Source organism: Nordella sp. HKS 07 (genome assembly GCF_011046735.1).
Classification (GTDB): Bacteria; Pseudomonadota; Alphaproteobacteria; order Rhizobiales; family Aestuariivirgaceae; genus Taklimakanibacter.
Map to the genome: position 1 here is coordinate 6,426,256 of NZ_CP049258.1, position 16,830 is coordinate 6,443,085.

General features: G+C 63.0%; 15 protein-coding genes. 10 read left to right on the forward strand and 5 right to left on the reverse strand.

All coding sequences use genetic code 11. The features are described from left to right. Positions 1–2,364 (reverse strand): xanthine dehydrogenase family protein molybdopterin-binding subunit, encoded by a 2,364-nt coding sequence (locus G5V57_RS30460; RefSeq protein ID WP_165172440.1) that lies wholly within the window; start codon positions 2,362–2,364, stop codon positions 1–3. Between the two features lie 26 nt (positions 2,365–2,390). Then, positions 2,391–2,855, reverse strand: coding sequence for a (2Fe-2S)-binding protein (locus G5V57_RS30465; RefSeq protein ID WP_165172442.1), 465 nt, complete (start codon positions 2,853–2,855; stop codon positions 2,391–2,393). A 226-nt stretch (positions 2,856–3,081) separates the two neighbouring features. On the opposite strand from G5V57_RS30465, the gene G5V57_RS30470 reads away from it, so the two are divergent. The 3 genes from G5V57_RS30470 to G5V57_RS30480 all read left to right on the forward strand — a co-directional run bounded on the left by G5V57_RS30470 (position 3,082) and on the right by G5V57_RS30480 (position 4,569). Beyond that, entirely contained in the window at positions 3,082–3,519 is a 438-nt protein-coding gene (locus G5V57_RS30470) for a DUF4864 domain-containing protein (protein WP_165172444.1), read from the forward strand. 104 nt (positions 3,520–3,623) lie between these two features. Then, positions 3,624–3,878, forward strand: coding sequence for a hypothetical protein (locus G5V57_RS30475; RefSeq protein ID WP_165172446.1), 255 nt, complete (start codon positions 3,624–3,626; stop codon positions 3,876–3,878). 94 nt (positions 3,879–3,972) lie between these two features. Further along, positions 3,973–4,569 carry a DUF2585 domain-containing protein gene (locus tag G5V57_RS30480; protein WP_165172448.1) on the forward strand — a complete coding sequence of 199 codons (597 nt, stop codon included), beginning with the start codon at positions 3,973–3,975 and terminating at the stop codon, positions 4,567–4,569. Here the strand turns inward: G5V57_RS30480 and G5V57_RS30485 are convergent. Both G5V57_RS30485 and G5V57_RS30490 read right to left on the reverse strand, forming a co-directional pair. Beyond that, entirely contained in the window at positions 4,555–5,490 is a 936-nt protein-coding gene (locus tag G5V57_RS30485; RefSeq protein WP_165172450.1) for a proline dehydrogenase family protein, read from the reverse strand. The two genes, G5V57_RS30480 and G5V57_RS30485, sit on opposite strands and share 15 nt — an antisense overlap. A 20-nt stretch (positions 5,491–5,510) precedes the next feature. Further along, a complete protein-coding gene (locus G5V57_RS30490) occupies positions 5,511–6,452 on the reverse strand; it encodes a GlxA family transcriptional regulator (RefSeq protein ID WP_165172452.1) in 942 nt (313 codons plus the stop codon). Between the two features lie 99 nt (positions 6,453–6,551). Between G5V57_RS30490 and G5V57_RS30495 the strand changes: the two genes are divergently transcribed. The 7 genes from G5V57_RS30495 to G5V57_RS30525 all read left to right on the forward strand — a co-directional run bounded on the left by G5V57_RS30495 (position 6,552) and on the right by G5V57_RS30525 (position 15,081). Then, entirely contained in the window at positions 6,552–7,442 is an 891-nt protein-coding gene (locus tag G5V57_RS30495; protein WP_165172454.1) for a 3-keto-5-aminohexanoate cleavage protein, read from the forward strand. 110 nt (positions 7,443–7,552) lie between these two features. Next, positions 7,553–9,094 (forward strand): 3-hydroxyacyl-CoA dehydrogenase NAD-binding domain-containing protein, encoded by a 1,542-nt coding sequence (locus G5V57_RS30500; RefSeq protein WP_165172456.1) that lies wholly within the window; start codon positions 7,553–7,555, stop codon positions 9,092–9,094. A gap of 18 nt (positions 9,095–9,112) precedes the next feature. After that, positions 9,113–9,883, forward strand: coding sequence for an SDR family oxidoreductase (locus G5V57_RS30505; protein ID WP_246737423.1), 771 nt, complete (start codon positions 9,113–9,115; stop codon positions 9,881–9,883). Between the two features lie 5 nt (positions 9,884–9,888). After that, the gene (locus G5V57_RS30510) at positions 9,889–11,052 is read left to right on the forward strand and encodes an acyl-CoA dehydrogenase family protein (RefSeq protein ID WP_165172458.1); all 1,164 of its coding nucleotides are present in this window, start codon (positions 9,889–9,891) and stop codon (positions 11,050–11,052) included. Positions 11,053–11,172: 120 nt separating this feature from the next. Beyond that, entirely contained in the window at positions 11,173–13,224 is a 2,052-nt protein-coding gene (locus G5V57_RS30515) for an acetate--CoA ligase family protein (RefSeq protein ID WP_165172460.1), read from the forward strand. Between the two features lie 3 nt (positions 13,225–13,227). Beyond that, complete coding sequence (locus G5V57_RS30520) at positions 13,228–14,010, forward strand: carnitinyl-CoA dehydratase (RefSeq protein ID WP_165172462.1); 783 nt, start codon at positions 13,228–13,230, stop codon at positions 14,008–14,010. 177 nt (positions 14,011–14,187) lie between these two features. Further along, complete coding sequence (locus G5V57_RS30525; protein ID WP_165174333.1) at positions 14,188–15,081, forward strand: metallophosphoesterase; 894 nt, start codon at positions 14,188–14,190, stop codon at positions 15,079–15,081. 56 nt (positions 15,082–15,137) lie between these two features. Here the strand turns inward: G5V57_RS30525 and G5V57_RS30530 are convergent, their stop codons facing one another. Continuing rightward, positions 15,138–16,655: an endonuclease/exonuclease/phosphatase family protein gene (locus tag G5V57_RS30530; RefSeq protein WP_165172464.1), complete on the reverse strand. Its 1,518-nt coding sequence runs from the start codon at positions 16,653–16,655 to the stop codon at positions 15,138–15,140. Between the last annotated feature and the right edge of the window lie 175 nt (positions 16,656–16,830).

The window sequence follows — 16,830 nt, forward strand, 5'->3', positions numbered from 1 at the left end:
TTATTCCGCTGCCATCTTCGTCGCCTGCAACTGCTTCCACACTATGTGCGGACTTGCCGGCATCGGAAGATCCTTGACGTCGAGCGCGTTGGTCATCGCATTCATCACCGCCGCCGGTGCCGCAATGGCGCCCGCCTCGCCGCACCCTTTCATACCGAGTGGGTTGGACGGACATTTGGTTTCGGTGAAGCCGAGCTTGAAGGATGGGACATCCTTGGCGCGCGGCATGCAGTAATCCATGTAGGAACCGGTGAGGAGCTGGCCCGAGTCGCTGTCATAGACGCAGCCCTCGGTAAGCGCCTGGCCGATGCCTTGGGTGATGCCGCCATGCACCTGGCCTTCGACAATCATCGGATTGATGATGGTGCCGAAGTCATCGACCGCCGTCCAGTTCACGATCTCGGTGACACCGGTATCGCTGTCGATCTCGACCTCGCAGATATGGCATCCGGCCGGGAAGGTGAAGTTGCTCGGGTCGTGGAAGGCGCTTTCCTTGAGGCCCGGCTCGATTTCCGAGGTCGGGAACTTATGCGCCACGTAAGCGGCGAGCGCCACCTCGCCGAAAGCCATCTTCTTGTCGGTTCCCTTGACGGAGAAGCTTCCGTTCTTGAATTCGATATCGCCTTCCGCCGCTTCCATCACATGAGCGGCGACCTTCCTCGCTTTGGCTTCGACCTTGTCGAGCGCCTTGGAAATCGCCGTCATGCCGACAGCACCCGAGCGCGAGCCATAGGTGCCCATGCCGAACTGCACCTTGTCGGTGTCGCCATGAACGATCGCAACCGAGTTGATGTCGACGCCGAGCCGGTCCGACACGAGCTGGGCGAAGGTCGTTTCGTGACCCTGGCCGTGGCTGTGTGAACCGGTGAGGACTTCGACCGTGCCGACCGGATTGACCCGGACTTCAGCCGATTCCCACAGACCCACGCCGGCGCCGAGCGAACCGACCGCCGCAGAGGGAGCAATGCCGCAGGCTTCGATGTAGTTGGCGAAGCCGATGCCGCGCAATTTGCCCTTCTTGGCTGCCGCCGCCTTGCGCGCCTGGAAGCCCGCGTAATCGGCGATCTCCAGCGCCTTCCGCAGCGAGGCGTCATAGTCGCCCGCGTCATAGGTCATGATGACCGGCGTCTGATGCGGGAAGGATTTGACGAAGTTGCGCCGGCGGAATTCCGCCGGATCGATCTTCATCTCGCGCGCCGCCGTCTCGACGATGCGCTCGACCACATAGGTCGCTTCCGGCCGGCCGGCACCGCGATAGGCATCGACGGGTGCCGTATTGGTGTAGACCGCGTCCACCTCGGCATAGATCGCCGGAATCGCATATTGTCCGGAGAGCAGCGTCGCATAGAGATAGGTCGGCACGCAGGAGGCGAAGGTCGACAGATAGGCGCCCATGCCCGCGATAGTGTGGCATCTGAGGCCCAGAATGTGGCCCTGCTCGTCCATCGCCAGCTCTGCCTGGGTCACGTGATCGCGCCCATGTGCATCGGCGAGAAAGCTTTCGGTGCGCTCGGCGGTCCATTTGATCGGCCGCCCGCCGATGCGCTTCGACGCCCAGACGCAGACGACTTCCTCGGCATAGATGAAGATCTTCGATCCGAAACCGCCGCCCACATCCGGCGCGATAACGCGCAGCTTGTGTTCCGGTGCAAGCCCGTGGAAGGCCGAGATCACGAGGCGCGCCACATGCGGGTTCTGGCTGGTCGTATAGAGCGTGTAGTGGTCGCTGCCCGAGTCATAGGAGCCGATGGCGGCTCGCGGCTCCATCGCATTGGGGATGAGCCGGTTGTTGACAATGTCGAGCTTGGTCACGTGATGGGCGCGCTGGAACGCGGCCTCGGTCGACGCCTTGTCGCCGAGCGACCATTCGAAGACAGTGTTGTCAGGGGCCACATCGTGGATCTGAGCCTTCGACTTTGTTGCCTTGGCAACATCGACGACATGCGGCAGCACGCCATAGGTGACATTGATCTTGGCGGCGGCAGCCTTCGCCTGATCCTTGCTTTCGGCGATGACGACGGCGACATGGTCGCCGACATAACGCACCTTGCCCTGCGCCAGTATCGGATGCGGGCCCGCTTTCATCGGCGCGCCGTCCTTCGAATGGATCATCCAGCCGCAGATGAGGCCGCCGATCTTGTCCTCGGCGACGTCCTCGCCGGTGAACACCGCGACGACGCCCTCCTCCGGCTTCCATTTCGGCACCTTGATCGATTTGATCGTCGCATGCGCATGCGGGCTGCGCACGAAATAGGCGTAGGTCTGATCCTTCAGATTGATGTCGTCGGTATATTGGCCCTTGCCGGTGATGAAACGACGATCTTCCTTGCGCTTCACGCGAGCGCCGATTCCGGTGTCACTCATGATGTGTCCTCCTGATCCGCTCTGCGTTACATATTCTCGGCGCCGGCCTGGATGGCCTTGACGATATTGTGGTAGCCGGTGCAGCGGCAGATATTGCCTTCGAGCTCATGACGGATCGTCGCCTCGTCGAGCTTCTTGCCCTTGCGTTTGACCAGATCGACGGCGGCCATCAGCATGCCGGGCGTGCAGAAGCCGCATTGCAGACCGTGATGCTCGTGGAACGCCTCCTGCATCGGATGCAGCTTGCCGTTCTTGGCGAGGCCCTCGACCGTCGTCACCTCGGCGCCGTCGCAGGCGACGGCCAGCGCCGTGCAGGACTTGATCGCCTTGCCGTTCACATGCACCACGCAGGCGCCGCATTGGCTCGTGTCGCAGCCGACATGGGTCCCCGTCAGGCCCAGATTCTCGCGCAGGAACTCAACCAGAAGCGTGCGCGCCTCGACCGTGCCGCACACAGCTTTCCCATTCACTTTCATGGAGATCGCAGACATCGATACTTCCTCCCAGGAGGGATCGCGCCGTCCCAATTGGTTTGTTATCGGGGACCGATCCCTTGTCTTCGCCACCGCCGAGCTTGCGCCGGGCGGCCATGACGGTCAAGCGACCACCAATTGAGACCAAAGTACTAACTCGTGCTGCGACGGGCTTTTCATGCCATGATAGCGCGCCTGCAACCCCAGGGGTCGGAATTGCGTAGACCCTGGAGGGAGATATGCCATGACCCGCAGACTGCTCGCCCCCCTGTTCGGCCTTCTCGCTTTTCTCGCCGCCTGTCTGCCCCTTTCCGCACAAGGCGTATCGGAAGCTGAAGCAGCGGAATTCCAGCGCATCATCACCGGCCAGCTCAACGCCTTCAACGCCGACGACGGCGCCGCCGCCTATGGCTTCGCCGCCCCTTCCATCCAGCGCCTCTTCCCGACGCCTGAGATCTTCATGTCGATGGTCAGGCAGGGCTACGCGCCGGTCTATCGCCGGCAGTCTTATGCCTTCGGCCGGATCGGCAATGAGATGGGCGGACAGCCCACCCAGCATGTCACCATCATCGACGCCAACGGCAAGGCCTGGACGGCGCTCTACGCCATGGAGCGCCAGCCCGACGGCTCCTGGAAGATCGGCGGCTGCCTGCTGGTCGAGGCCCCCGGCGCGGACGCGTGAACCTCCTGTGAATAGAGCTTTCAAACCCGATTCAGCCGGATCCGGGCAAGATCGGCAGCGTTGAGACAACACCACGAAACGTTCAAGGATCCGGAGCACTCTTCATGAGGATTTTTACGATCTTCGCTGTATTTTCCCTGTTTTCCGCCGGACAGGCCCTCGCGGGCCCGGGCGCCCAGTCCATCCCTAAGCTCAGCCAAGGTGTGGCGCCTCAGCTCGCGCGCAGTCATGTCGCCACCTACAATATCGTCGAGGCGAAAGTCGTCGAAGGCGTGAAATACCAGAATACCGGCGCCGCCAAGGGCGTCAGCCGGCAGCCGGGCAAGATGATCTTCCAGACATTGCCGACCCGCGGCTGATCCCAGACCGGTCACGGCCACAACCTGTGGCCGTGACTTTCACGGCATAGTCGACTACAGCCTCTGCCCATCATCGGGACAGGGCTCGAATCGCATGACGGAGACGGCTACCACGACGACGGCACGAAGCCAGACCGTCTATTGGCTGGCCGCCGCGGCCCTCATCGTCGTCTGCGCCATCATTCTCCTCGCCATGGGCCGCGAGCCCATCTGCAAATGCGGCTATGTCAAGCTCTGGCATGGCGTGGTGATGAGCTCGGAAAATTCCCAGCACCTCACCGACTGGTACACGCCGTCCCATCTCATCCACGGCTTCATCTTCTATGGCCTGTTCTGGCTCATCGGCCGGCGCTGGCCTCTGGGCCTGCGCCTGTGTCTCGCCATCCTCGTCGAGGGCGCCTGGGAGATCACCGAGAACAGCGACTTCATCATCAACCGCTACCGCGAGGCCACCGTCTCGCTCGATTACTATGGCGACAGCGTCATCAACTCGGTGAGCGATATCCTGGCGATGGTGGCGGGCTTCTTCCTGGCCTGGCGCGCGCCGGTCTGGGTCACGGTGGCGCTCGCCATCTTCTTCGAATTGTTCACCGGCTTCATGATCCGCGACAATCTCACCCTCAATATCATCATGCTGATCTGGCCGCTCGACTGGATCAAGGAATGGCAGGCGGCCTTACCGGCGCGATAAGAGAGATCGCGCGAGCAGCATCCCATTGGCCGGATTCTCCCCGATCCGCCTGATCGCATAAGGCCACCAGTCGCACCCGAACGGCACATAGAGACGCACCCGCTCGCCTTGCCGCGCCAGCGCCTCGGCGACGTCGCTGCGCACACCGAGCAGCATCTCGAACTCGTAGGCGCCCTGCGGCCAGCCATTCTTGCGGGCGAGTGCAATCGCCTCGGCCTGAATGCGGTCGTCATGGGTGGCGATGATGGGATAGAAGCCGCTCGCGCGCGCTTGCGCGCTCAGCATCAACCCGACGAGCTTGCGGTAGTTGGCCTTGATCTCGGCCTCGCTGGTGAAGGCCACCTCCCTGCTGCCGACAAAGGCGCCTTTGACGAGGCGCACCTTGGCGCCGGCGGCGATCAGCCTTTCGACATCACGTTCGGTGCGTCGCAAATAGGCCTGGAGCGTGATCGCCGCGGGCAGCTCGAGGCGCCTCAGATCGTCATGGAGCGCCAGGGTGAAATCGACGACGCTGGCATCCTCCATGTCGAGCATGAGGCAATGGAGTCCGGGTTTGCCGGCGGACGCTCTCGTGATGGCGCGGCCGATGGTGCGGGCGCGCGGCCCCACCTGGTCCGGATCGGTCTGCAGCCCGATCTGCGTCGGATCGACGGACACATGCACATCGAGCGCCTCGTCGGTGAGCCGGCCGGCGATGGCGAGCTTCTGGTCGACATTCTCCTGCACCAGCTCCAGCCGGTCGACATATTCGCCGAGATAGTAGAACGATGTGCGGATGTTTTTCTTATCCAGGAGCTGCAGCGCGGTGTCGACCGCCGCCGCCGCATCGGAGCCTGCCACGAAACGCTCCGCGAGCTTCCTCATGCCGCGCCGGTTTTGCATGAAATCCTTGACCGCACTTGAGCGGGCGAGCGCGATCATACCCCTTTGCCACAACCGCATCATGCGATGCTCATACGTGCATGGCTCGGCGGGCGGCCATAGCGCTGCTTGAACGCGCGGGAAAATTCCGCCAGGGTCGAAAAGCCGGTGGCGAGCGCCACATCGCGCACGCTCAAGCGCGAATAGGTCAAGAGGCGCTGCGCCCGGTCGAGCCGCAATTGCCGATAGAAGCCGACCGGGGTCATCTGCAGATACTTATGGAACAGGCGCTCGAGCTGGCGGTCGGAGAGACCGGTGGCGGCCGCCACATCCTTCAAAGTCACCTTGTCCTCGACATGCTCTTCCATGAGGCGGATCGCCTTGACGAGCCGCGGATCGTCTAGCCGATAACGCGAACCGACCGGCACCCTCGCCTCGCCCGGATGATTGAGATGCCTGGTATGGACAAGCGTGTCGGCGACCTTCTGCGCCAGCGCTTCACTTTCGATCGAGCCCAGCCAGTCGAGCATCATATCGAGCGCGGCGGCACCGCCCGAGGCGGTCATGCGGCCGCGATCGAGCACATAGGTCTCTTCCGCCACATCGATCCCGGGATAGCTTTCGCGGAAAGCCGGCAGCGTCTCCCAGTGGCAGGTGGCGCGATACCCGTCGAGGACGCCCGCGCCGGCAAGCAGGAAAGCGCCCGTATCGACGGCGCCCAGGAGCGCCCCATTACGGGCGAGCCGGCGCAGTTCATTGAGCACCGGGCGCACCATGCCGGCCTCGTGCTCATAGGAGGCGCAGGCGAAGACCACATCCGGCCGGCCGATCTCTTCGAGGCTTGCCGAGACCGACACCGGAATGCCGTTGGAGGCGACAACGGCCTCACCGTCCATCGACACGAAGCGCCAGGCGAACGCCTCTCCGGCGAAGCGGTTCGCCACGCGCAAGGGTTCCAGCGCCGAGAACAGCGCGATCATCGAGAAGCGCGGGATGAGCAGGAAGGCGATATCGCGGGCCATATCAGGCGATAATTATCAAGCCAATGGCGGAAAAAGTCAAATCAGCTGAGATTTCCGACCCTACTCTCCTGCCGACCTTATTCCCAGGGAGGACACAAAATGAACCCCAAAGTTATCATCACTTGCGCCGTGACCGGTGCCGGCGACACGGTCGGCAAGCACCCGGCCATTCCGGTAACCCCTGAGCAGATCGCCAATGCGGCGCTCGAAGCCGCCGATGCCGGCGCCGCCATCGTCCACTGCCATGTGCGCAATGTGAAGACGGGCAAGGGTGCCCGCAATGTCGAGCTTTATGCCGAAGTGGTCGAGCGCATCCGCGCCAAGAACAAGACCGTCATCATCAACCTCACCGCCGGCATGGGCGGCGATGTCGAGATCGGTCCCGGCGAGACGCCGCGCCAGTTCAACGAAGCCAACACCGATCTCGTCGGCCCCGCCGAGCGCCTGCTCCATGTGAAGGAGCTGCGCCCGGAGATCTGCACGCTCGATTGCGGCACGCTCAATTTCGGCGACGGCAACACCATCGTCGTGCAGACGCCGGCGCAGTTGCGCGAGCAGGCGAAGCTCATCCAGTCCTATGGCGTAAAGCCCGAGATGGAGATTTTCGACTCCGGCAATCTGTGGTTCGCCAAGCAGCTCGTCGCCGAGGGCCTCGTCGAGGATCCGCCGCTCTTCCAGCTCTGCCTGGGCATTCCGTGGGGCGCGCCTGTGAATACGCAGACCATGGCCTATCAGGTCGGCGAATTGCCGAAGAACGCCATCTGGGCCGCTTTCGGCATCGGCCGCAACCAGTTCCCGATGGTGGCGCAGGCGATCCTGCTCGGCGGCCATGTGCGCGTCGGCCTCGAGGACAATCTCTATCTCGAAAAAGGCGTCTATGCCTCGAACGGCACCCTCACCGAGCGCGCCGTCAAGATCATCGAGGTCCTCGGCTCCAAGGTCGCGAGTCCCGACGAAGCGCGCGACATCCTGAAGCTGAAGAAGCGCTAGAACTCAAGAGAGCGAGGCGCCCTCTCCCAACCTCCCCTTCTCCCGCTTGCGGGAGAAGGTGGCCGAAGGCCGGATGAGGGTGTCTTCCAAAAATCAGAGAGGAAACACCCATGTCCATCAAGACCGTCGGCATAGCGGGAACCGGCCTCATCGGCGCCGGCTGGGCCGCGCGCCTGCTCATCAGGGGTTATGACGTCATCGCCTATGACGTCGTGCCGGAAGCCGAGGCCAAGCTCAAAGCTGCCATCGACGTCGCCTGGCCGTCGATGATCCGCCTCCTCAACACCCCCAAGTTGAAGAAGGGCAAGCTCAGTTTCACCACAGATCTCAGGGAGATGGCGTCAAAAGCGGACTTCATCCATGAAGCCGCACCCGAGCGCGAGGAGCTCAAGATCAAGCTCTTCAGGGACCTCGACTCCCACGCGCGGCCTGACGTGATCATCGCGTCGTCCTCCTCGGGCTTCCTGCCCTCGCGGCTTCAGTCCGAATGCGCCCGCCCTGAGCGTGTGATCATCGCCCATCCCTTCAACCCGGTCTATCTGCTGCCCCTCGTCGAAACGGTGCCGGGCGACAAGACCTCATCCGACGCGATGGACCGCGCCGGCAAATATTTCGAAGCCATCGGCATGCATGTGCTGCGGCTCAAGAAGGAGATCGACGGCTATATCTGCGACCGCCTGCAGGAAGCGCTGTGGCGCGAGGCGCTGCATGTCCTCGACAAGGACATTGGCACCACTGCCGATATCGATGACTCGATCGTCTATTCGGCCGGCATGCGCTGGGCCTTCATGGGCTCCTTCCTCACCTATCACGCGGCCGGCGGCCCTGGCGGCATGCGCGCCTTTATCAGTCAGTTCGACCCGACGCTCGATCTGCCCTGGACCGATCTCAAATATCCGAAGTGGAATGATGCGCTGGAGAAGCGGCTCGTCGAAGGCTGCGAGGCGCAGGCGCAAGGCCAGACCGTTGCCGAGATCGAGGCCAAACGCAACGACGTCCTCGTCGACATGATGCATCTTTTCAAGCAGCACAAGGTCGGCGCCGGCCTCGTGCTGGCGCGCGAGGAAGAGCGCCGCCTCAAGGCCCTCGAGCGCTGGAAGAAGGGAGCCAAGATCGACGGTCCCCTCGCCTTGCACCACGGCACCGTCATGACCTCCTGGGTCGATTATAACAACCACATGCAGGACGCCTATTATCTGGTGGCCTTCGGCGACGGTCTCGACGCCTTCTTCCGCTATACCGGCGATGACGAGGCCTATCGTGCGTCGGGGCTCACCTTCTTCACCGCCGAAACGCATCTCAATTACTATCGCGAGATGAAAGCGGGCGAGCCCTTCACCATCGAGACCCGGCTTGTCGGCCTTGATGAAAAGCGCATGCATCTCTTCCACCGCATGCTGCATGGCAAGACGGGTGAGCTCGTCGCCACCAACGAGATCATGCAGCTCCATGTCGATCAGAAGGCCGGCAAGGTCTCGCCGATGCGCGCGGATATCTATGAGGCGCTTTCGGCCGTCTGGTCTGTGCATAAGAAGCTCAAAGCCCCGCCTGAGCTCGGCCGGGTGATGAGCATGCCCAAGAAGGGCAAGCCGAAGCCGGCGCCGAAGAATAAGGCGACGGCGAAGAAGAAGCCTGCCAAGAAGAAACGCTGACAATCCTGGGAGAGACGCATGCTGCAGCGCGTGATGATCACGGCCGGCGGCTCCGGCATCGGCTGGGCCATCGCCAAGGCTTTCGCCGACAATGGCGCCAAGGTGCATATCTGTGATGTCGACGAGCGGGCTCTGGGCGAAGCCACGGACAAATACCCGCAGATCGCCGCCACCCATCTCGATATCACCGACGAGGAAGCAGTCGACCAGTGGTTCGACGAGGCGCTTGACGATTTGGACGGCCTCGACGTGCTGGTCAACAATGCCGGCATCAAGGGCCCGACCGGCTATGTCGAGGAGCTCAAGCTCGACGACTGGCGCGAATGTATGAGCGTCTGCCTCGACGCGCAGTTTCTCTGCGCCAGACGCGCCGCGCCGGTGATGAAAGACCAACGCGCAGGCTCCATCATCAACATTTCCTCGACCGCTGGCCTCTATGGCTATGGCCTGCGCACCCCCTATGCCGCGGCCAAATGGGCGGTGATCGGCTTCACCAAGTCGCTTGCCGTCGAGCTTGGCCCCTATGATGTGCGCGCCAATGCGATATGCCCAGGCTCGGTCGAGGGCCCGCGCATGGAACGCGTCATCAAAGCCGAGGCCGACAGCCGCGGCGTCGCCTTCGACGTCGTCTACAAGGACTATGTCCAGGCGCAGTCGATCAAGCGCTTCGTCAAGCCGGAGGAGATCGCCGACATGTGCCTCTTCCTGGCCTCGCCCGCCGCCAAAATGGTGACCGGCCAGGCGATCTCGGTCGACGGTCATTCCGAAACCTTCCACATAGGGAGCTGACCTCCATGGATTTCGCCCTCTCCGAAGAACAGCGCATGATCGTCAAGACCACGCGCGATTTCGTCGAGAACGAGCTCTTCCCGCATGAGGCGGAAGTGGAGCGCACCGGCGAGCTGCGCCGCGACCTCTATGAGGAACTCAAAGCCAAGGCGATCGAAGCCGGCCTCTATGCCGCCAACATGCCGGCGGAAGCCGGCGGCGCCGGCCTCGATACCCAGACCTGGGTCATGTATGAGCGTGAGCTCGGCCGCGCCAATTACGCGCTGCATTGGAACTGCGTGGCGCGCCCGTCCAATATCCTGATGGCGTGCGAGGGCGAGCAGCGCGAGAAATATCTGCTCCCGGCGGTGCGCGGCGAGAAGTCCGACTGTCTCGCCATGACTGAGCCTGGTGCGGGTTCCGACGTGCGCGGCATGAAATGCTCGGCCGTCCGGCAAGGCGATGATTTCGTCGTCAACGGCGTCAAGCATTTCATCAGCCACGCCGATGTCGCCGATTTCGTCATCCTGTTCGCGGCCTCCGGCGAAGAGGACACGCCGCGCGGCAAGAAGAAGCTGATCACCGCCTTCCTCGTCGACAAGGGCCATCCGGGTTTCGTGGTGCGCGACGGCTATCGCAATGTCTCGCATCGCGGCTACCAGAACTGCATCCTCGAATTCACCGATTGCCGCCTGCCCAAAACGGCAGTGCTGGGTGAAGTTCACAAAGGCTTCGAGGTCGCCAATTCCTGGCTCGGCGCCACCCGTCTCCAGGTCGCCGCCACCTGCATCGGCCGCGCCGAGCGCGCCCTCGACCACGCCAAGCAATGGGCGGTCGACCGCGTCCAGTTCGGCCAGCAGATCGGCAAGTTCCAGGGCGTGTCCTTCAAGCTCGCCGACATGGCGCTCGAATTCAAGGCGGCCTGGCTCCTCACCCTTGAAGCCGCCTGGAAATACGACCAGGGCATCGTCGAGGACATGGACATGGCGATGGCCAAGCTCAAGGCCACCGAGATGCTGGCCATGGTCGCCGATGAGGCCATCCAGATCCATGGCGGCATGGGCGTGATGGAAGAACTGCCGCTCGAGCGCATTTGGCGCGACGCCCGCATCGAACGCATCTGGGAAGGCACCAGCGAGATTCAACGCCATATCATATCGCGGTCGCTGCTCAGACCGCTTGGCGGATAACGGAACGGAGGAGCTGCTCGCCCCCACTCGCGACCAGCGCTCACCCTCCCCCTTGCGGGGAGGGTCGGCCCGAAGGGACGGGGTGGGGGTCGGGTGGTCTATCCACTAGAGAAGAAAACCATGACCACATCCCTCACCCGCCTCCTCTCGCCCACATCCATCGTCTTCATCGGCGGCCATGAATGCGATGTCGCGATCAAGCGCACCCTCGCTCTGGGATTCACCGGCAGGATCTGGGCCGTCCATCCCAAGCGCGAGCAGCTGGGTGGCATTGCCTGCATCCGTTCAGTCGAGGAGATCGACGGGATACCGGACGCGGCCTTCATCGCGGTCAAGCGCGAGCCCACCATCGACATCGTCCGCCATCTGAGCAGGATCGGTTGCGGCGGCGCCGTCATCTATGCTTCAGGCTTCTCCGAGACCGGCGACACCGGCAAGGAACTGCAGCGCCAGCTTCTCGAGGCCGGCAATGGCATGCCGTTGATGGGCCCCAATTGCTATGGCTTCGTCAACGCTCTGGCCAATGCGGCATTGTGGCCCGACGAGCACGGCCTGGCACATCTCGAAAGCGGCGTCGCCATCATTACCCAGTCGGGCAACATCGCCTGCAACTTCACCATGACGCGCCGCGCACTCCCCGTCGCCGCCGTCTTCGCCATCGGCAACCAGGCCGATATCGATATCGCCCGCATGCTCGAGGCTCTGGCTGAAGACGAGCGCATCACGGCCATCGGCCTCCATATCGAGGGCCTGAAGGACATTGCGGCTTTCGCCAAAGCGGCCGAGACGGCCCGCCGGAACCGCAAGCCCGTGGTGGCGCTGAAGACCGGGCGCTCCGAGCAAGGCGCCAAGGTGGCGATGAGCCACACATCCTCGCTCGCCGGCGCCGACACGCTCTATGACGCGCTCTTCGAGCGTTTTGGCGTCGCCCGCATGACCTCGGTGACGGCTTTCGTCGAGACGCTCAAATTTCTCCATAATGGCGGCCCGCTCAAGGACAACCGTCTCGTCTCGATGAGCTGCTCGGGCGGTGAAGCGGCACTCATCGCTGATATGGCGATGGGCAGAGATGTACGCTTCCCGGAATTCGATTCCTGCAGCAAGCCGAAAGTCGCGGCGACGCTCAATGAGTATGTGTCCATCGACAATCCACTCGATTACCACACCTTCATCTGGAACCAGGAAGACAAGCTCACCGCGACCTTCTCCGCCGTACTTTCGAGCGGCTTCGACGTGTCGATGCTCATCCTCGACATTCCGACCAACCCGGCGATGAAGCCCGATGGCTGGCTCACCACGGCGCGCGCGCTGCGAAGCGCCGCCAGGACGACCAAAGCTCGCGCCGCGATGGTGGCGAGCCTGCCCGAATGCCTGCCGCTGCCGCTCGCCGAGGAAATGGCGGCGGCCGGCGTCGCCCCGATGATGGGGCTCGACGATGCCTTGACCGCTTTCGAAGCCGCTGCCTTCATCGGCCGCAACTGGGCGCGACGCGACAAGCCGCCGGCCTTCGTCGCGATGGCCGAGCGCGGCGGCGATCTGGCGACACTCACCGAACACGACGCCAAGCAAAGGCTGAAGGCGTATGGCCTCGACGTGCCGGAGGGCATCGTCTGCAAGACGGGGGACGCGGTGAAGGCGGCGGAGACGCTCGGTTATCCGGTGACGCTCAAGGTCTCTTCCGCCGCGATCGCGCATAAGACGGAGGCAGGTGGTGTGGCGCTCAATCTGAAGAGCGCGGATGAGGTCGCCGCCGCAGCGGCGCGCATGGCTAAGCTCGCCGATGAGGTTATCGTCGAGCGCATGGTGACGGGCGCGGTGGCGGAATTGATCGTCGGCCTCAAATCCGATCCGCAATTCGGTCTCGCTTTGGTGCTCGGCGCCGGTGGAATCCTGACCGAGCTGCTCAAAGATTCGGCAACGCTCATTCTGCCGGCCTCGCGCATGGAGATCGAGCGCGCGCTCAAGTCATTGAAAGTATGGAAGCTCATCGAAGGTTTCCGTAACAGAACCGGCGATCAGGAAGGCGTGATGAAGGCGGTCACGGCGATTGCAGACTTTGCCGAGGCGCATCGAGGCCTTATAGAGGAGCTCGATGTCAATCCCCTGCTCGTCCTGCCACAAGGTCAAGGTGCCGTGGCGGTCGATGCCCTCATCAGAATGCGTAAAGGTTAGCTCATGTCGTCACCACTCGTTGTCGAACGCCGCGGCAAGGTCCTCGAAGTCACCATCAACCGTCCCAAGGCCAATGCCATCGACGCGCCGACGAGCCGCATCATGGGAGAGACTTTCGCCAAGTTCCGTGACGATCCGGAACTGCGCGTCGCGATCCTCACCGGATCGGGCGAGAAATTCTTCTGCCCCGGCTGGGATCTGAAAGCGGCGGCCGAAGGTGAGGCGCCCGATGCCGATTTTGGCATCGGCGGCTTCGGCGGCCTGCAGGAGCTGCCCGGCCTCAACAAGCCGGTGGTCGCCGCGGTGAACGGCATCGCCTTTGGCGGCGGCTTCGAGATCATGATCTCGGCCGACGTCATCATTGCCGCCGATCACGCGACTTTCGCATTACCAGAAATTAATTCGGGCACGCTCGCCGATGCCGCCACCATAAAATTGCCACGCCGCATTCCCTACCATGTGGCGATGGAGCTTCTCTTCACGGGTCGGCGCATGGATGCCCACGAAGCCAGGCAGTGGGGCATCGTGAACGAGATTGTGACCCAGCCCAATCTGATGATCCGCGCACGCGAAGTCGCCGCGATGCTAGCCGAGGGCCCGCCGCTCGTCTTCGCGGCCATCAAGGAAGTGGTGCGCGAGACCGAGCGTCTCAGCGTCAAGGAGGCTTTCGACCTCGTCACCAAGCGCAAGCTCAAGACGGTCGATGCGCTCTACTCCAGCGAGGATCAGATGGAAGGTGCGCGCGCCTTCGCCGAGAAGCGCAAGCCGGTCTGGAAAGGCAGATAGCGCATGGCTGTTGCAATTGCGATACTCACATGCTGAGGTGCTTCCCCGGCCTCGAGCCGGGGGAGCCTCGAAGCATGATCAAGGAACAAAGGACTTGCCGCTTGCCACCCTTCGCGGGCCGCTATGCGGCCACTACAGCGTGATGATCATGGGCTGTTCCCGTCATCCAAGCGCGACATCATGAACCGCCGGACGTTCTTCAAATGGCTGGGCGGTCTCGCTCTGTCGGGCGCGGCGATGACCGGCTATGCCTTCGGCATCGAGCCGGGCTTCCTTCTGCGCGTGCAGCAATACAAGCTGACGCCGCCCGGCTGGCCCGCTGACTTCAAGCTGCGCATCGCCGCGCTCGCCGACATCCATGCTGGCAATCCCTATATGAGCCTCGCGCGGGTCGAGCGCATCGTCGCGGCGACCAATGCCCTCAACCCCGATCTCATCCTGATGCTCGGCGACTACGCCGCCGGCCATCGCCTGGTCACCAGCGGGGTCCCGATCAAGGATACGGCCTCCGTCTGCGCCGGGCTCGCGGCACCGCTCGGCCGGCATGCCATTCTCGGCAATCACGACTGGTGGGACGACAGGGCGGCGCAGAAGCGGCGCGCCGGCCCCAGTCTCTATGGCGAGACACTCAAGGCGGCGGGCATTCCCGTCTATGAGAATGACGGCGTCCGCCTCGAGCACAATGGCCGGGCATTCTGGCTCTTGGGGCTGGCCGACCAGATCGCCTTCATCGCAGGACGCAACCGCTTCATCGGCCTCGACGATCTCGACGGCACGCTCGCCAAGGTGACCGACGACGCACCGGTCATCCTCATGATCCACGAGCCCGACGGCTTCACCAAAGTGCCGAAGCGCGTTTCGCTCACGCTTGCCGGTCACACCCATGGCGGCCAGGTGCGTCTCCTCGGCTATTCTCCAGTGGTGCCGTCTGCCTATGGCAACCGCTTCGCCTATGGCCACGTCGTCGAGGACGATCGTCATCTCATCGTCTCGGGCGGCCTCGGCTGCAGCATCCTGCCGGTGCGTTTCGGCATGCCGCCGGAGATCGTGCTCATCGAGCTCGGCGCGTAGCGTCTTTACCCTCGCCCCCAACGGGGAGAGGGGATGATGCAATAGGCAGCTTCGTTCTACTCCACCTTGAAGAACGCCTCCGCCTGGACGGCATAGTGATCGTCCTTCATCAGGCGCAGCTCATATTCGCCAGGCGTCAGCGGCTCGGTCAGCGCATTCTCGTCCAGCATCACGGAGCCGTTGAAGCGGGCATTGGTGTAGATATAGGTCAGATAGTTGTACGCATTCGCATCGCCCTGCCCGCGCCCGTACAATGCGATCCAGTCATATTTATAACCGGGCGCGTCGGTGAAGCTGATCTTGATCGGCTCACCCGGTCTATAGACTTCCTTGTCCGTCGCCAGCTCCGTCTGGGCATCCTTCGTCTTCATCGTGAACAGCGAACGCGCCAGCTCCTTGCCCTGCGCGTCGAGCAGCACGGCGGTGAACTCGCCACCATCGTTCCAGCCGGGCAATGTCAGCTTGATCGAGGGGCGGTCCCAGAAGCCGACATTGGCGACACCGGTAAGCGCATCGGTCGCGGGATTGCCGTCACGCACCATGACGATGGCGCTCCAGTCGGCCTTGTCCGGCATGTTGACGCGCAAGCGGAAGTCCTCGCCTGCGATCACCGGCCGGGGCTCGACGGTGATGAGTGCCGGCGCATCGACCGGCGTCACCTCGAAGGTGGAGATCACCGCGCGATGATCCGACGGCCACGGATCGACCACGACCCCGACATCGGGATTGCCCTTCTCGCCGCCGAGCACGCTCGCGACCGGCTTGGCATTTGCCGACCAGATCATGTCGATGCGGTCGTGCGTCTCGGTCGGACGGATATAGGGTTGCGGATAACCCACCGTCCAGGTGAGGCCCGGAGTCTTCACCGGATCCGGATTGACCGTCCGATAGGAATCCGTGAGGCCCGCATCGGCGAAGAGCTTCGATGCCGGCCATTCGACCGGGTATTTGATCTCCTTTCGCGCCTTGGCGGCCTCCGCCGTCCAGTCGAGATACGACGGTGAGTTGAAATCTCCGGTGAGGAACACCGGCACTCCGGTTTTGGCGAGCTTGCCGAGTGCATCGGCGATCGGTTGCGCTTCCGGCACGCGCGTCTCGGTTTCGATCTTGAGCACCTCTTCGAGCGTCTTGCCGTCGCGCACCGCCTCGGGCCCATAGGGATCGCTGGTCAGATGAAGATTGGCCACCGCCACCGCCTTGCCGGGCCTGACCATGACCCAGGCATGCACCGTGTCGGGCGCAACGCCGTTGAGCGAATAGACGAGGCCTGAGGAATCGGGCGCAGCACCAGAGCCTGAATCGAAGATCGGATAGCGGCTGATGATGTGGCGGCGCGTATCGACATAGCCATAACCGGCGAGCTCGGCGATCTTCTCGATATTGCCGTCCGGCTCCTGGAGGCCGATGATGTCGGGATCGGCCGCCTTGATCGCCCTGATCACCGCGCCGAAATCCGACTGCTCGCCGCCATACCAGATATTGAAGCTCATGACCTTGAGCGGCACGCTTTGCTGCGCCTGGGCCGCGATCGCCGGAAGCATAAGTCCCAGACAGCACAGAATGATCCTGATCATCCCCCTCACCATTCCTTCCCTCCCTGCCGGTGTTGCGTCGGCGAACTTCGAACTGATTGAACGGTTATTCAGCATACTGCCTGAATGCCGCATAAAGTCAGTCCGGATTCCGGCACGGCGATGTCGGATTTCGCCTCACGCAGAAGCGGAAGCGTATCGCTTGTTGCAGCAATAT

What these genes read in the sequence shown, in the direction of transcription:
- G5V57_RS30460 (WP_165172440.1), bottom strand. Translation starts at nt 2,364, where the DNA reads ATGAGTGACACCGGAATCGGCGCTCGCGTGAAGCGCAAGGAAGATCGT.
- G5V57_RS30465 (WP_165172442.1), bottom strand. Translation starts at nt 2,855, where the DNA reads ATGTCTGCGATCTCCATGAAAGTGAATGGGAAAGCTGTGTGCGGCACG.
- G5V57_RS30470 (WP_165172444.1), top strand. Translation starts at nt 3,082, where the DNA reads ATGACCCGCAGACTGCTCGCCCCCCTGTTCGGCCTTCTCGCTTTTCTC.
- G5V57_RS30475 (WP_165172446.1), top strand. Translation starts at nt 3,624, where the DNA reads ATGAGGATTTTTACGATCTTCGCTGTATTTTCCCTGTTTTCCGCCGGA.
- G5V57_RS30480 (WP_165172448.1), top strand. Translation starts at nt 3,973, where the DNA reads ATGACGGAGACGGCTACCACGACGACGGCACGAAGCCAGACCGTCTAT.
- G5V57_RS30485 (WP_165172450.1), bottom strand. Translation starts at nt 5,490, where the DNA reads ATGATCGCGCTCGCCCGCTCAAGTGCGGTCAAGGATTTCATGCAAAAC.
- G5V57_RS30490 (WP_165172452.1), bottom strand. Translation starts at nt 6,452, where the DNA reads ATGGCCCGCGATATCGCCTTCCTGCTCATCCCGCGCTTCTCGATGATC.
- G5V57_RS30495 (WP_165172454.1), top strand. Translation starts at nt 6,552, where the DNA reads ATGAACCCCAAAGTTATCATCACTTGCGCCGTGACCGGTGCCGGCGAC.
- G5V57_RS30500 (WP_165172456.1), top strand. Translation starts at nt 7,553, where the DNA reads ATGTCCATCAAGACCGTCGGCATAGCGGGAACCGGCCTCATCGGCGCC.
- G5V57_RS30505 (WP_246737423.1), top strand. Translation starts at nt 9,113, where the DNA reads ATGCTGCAGCGCGTGATGATCACGGCCGGCGGCTCCGGCATCGGCTGG.
- G5V57_RS30510 (WP_165172458.1), top strand. Translation starts at nt 9,889, where the DNA reads ATGGATTTCGCCCTCTCCGAAGAACAGCGCATGATCGTCAAGACCACG.
- G5V57_RS30515 (WP_165172460.1), top strand. Translation starts at nt 11,173, where the DNA reads ATGACCACATCCCTCACCCGCCTCCTCTCGCCCACATCCATCGTCTTC.
- G5V57_RS30520 (WP_165172462.1), top strand. Translation starts at nt 13,228, where the DNA reads ATGTCGTCACCACTCGTTGTCGAACGCCGCGGCAAGGTCCTCGAAGTC.
- G5V57_RS30530 (WP_165172464.1), bottom strand. Translation starts at nt 16,655, where the DNA reads ATGATCAGGATCATTCTGTGCTGTCTGGGACTTATGCTTCCGGCGATC.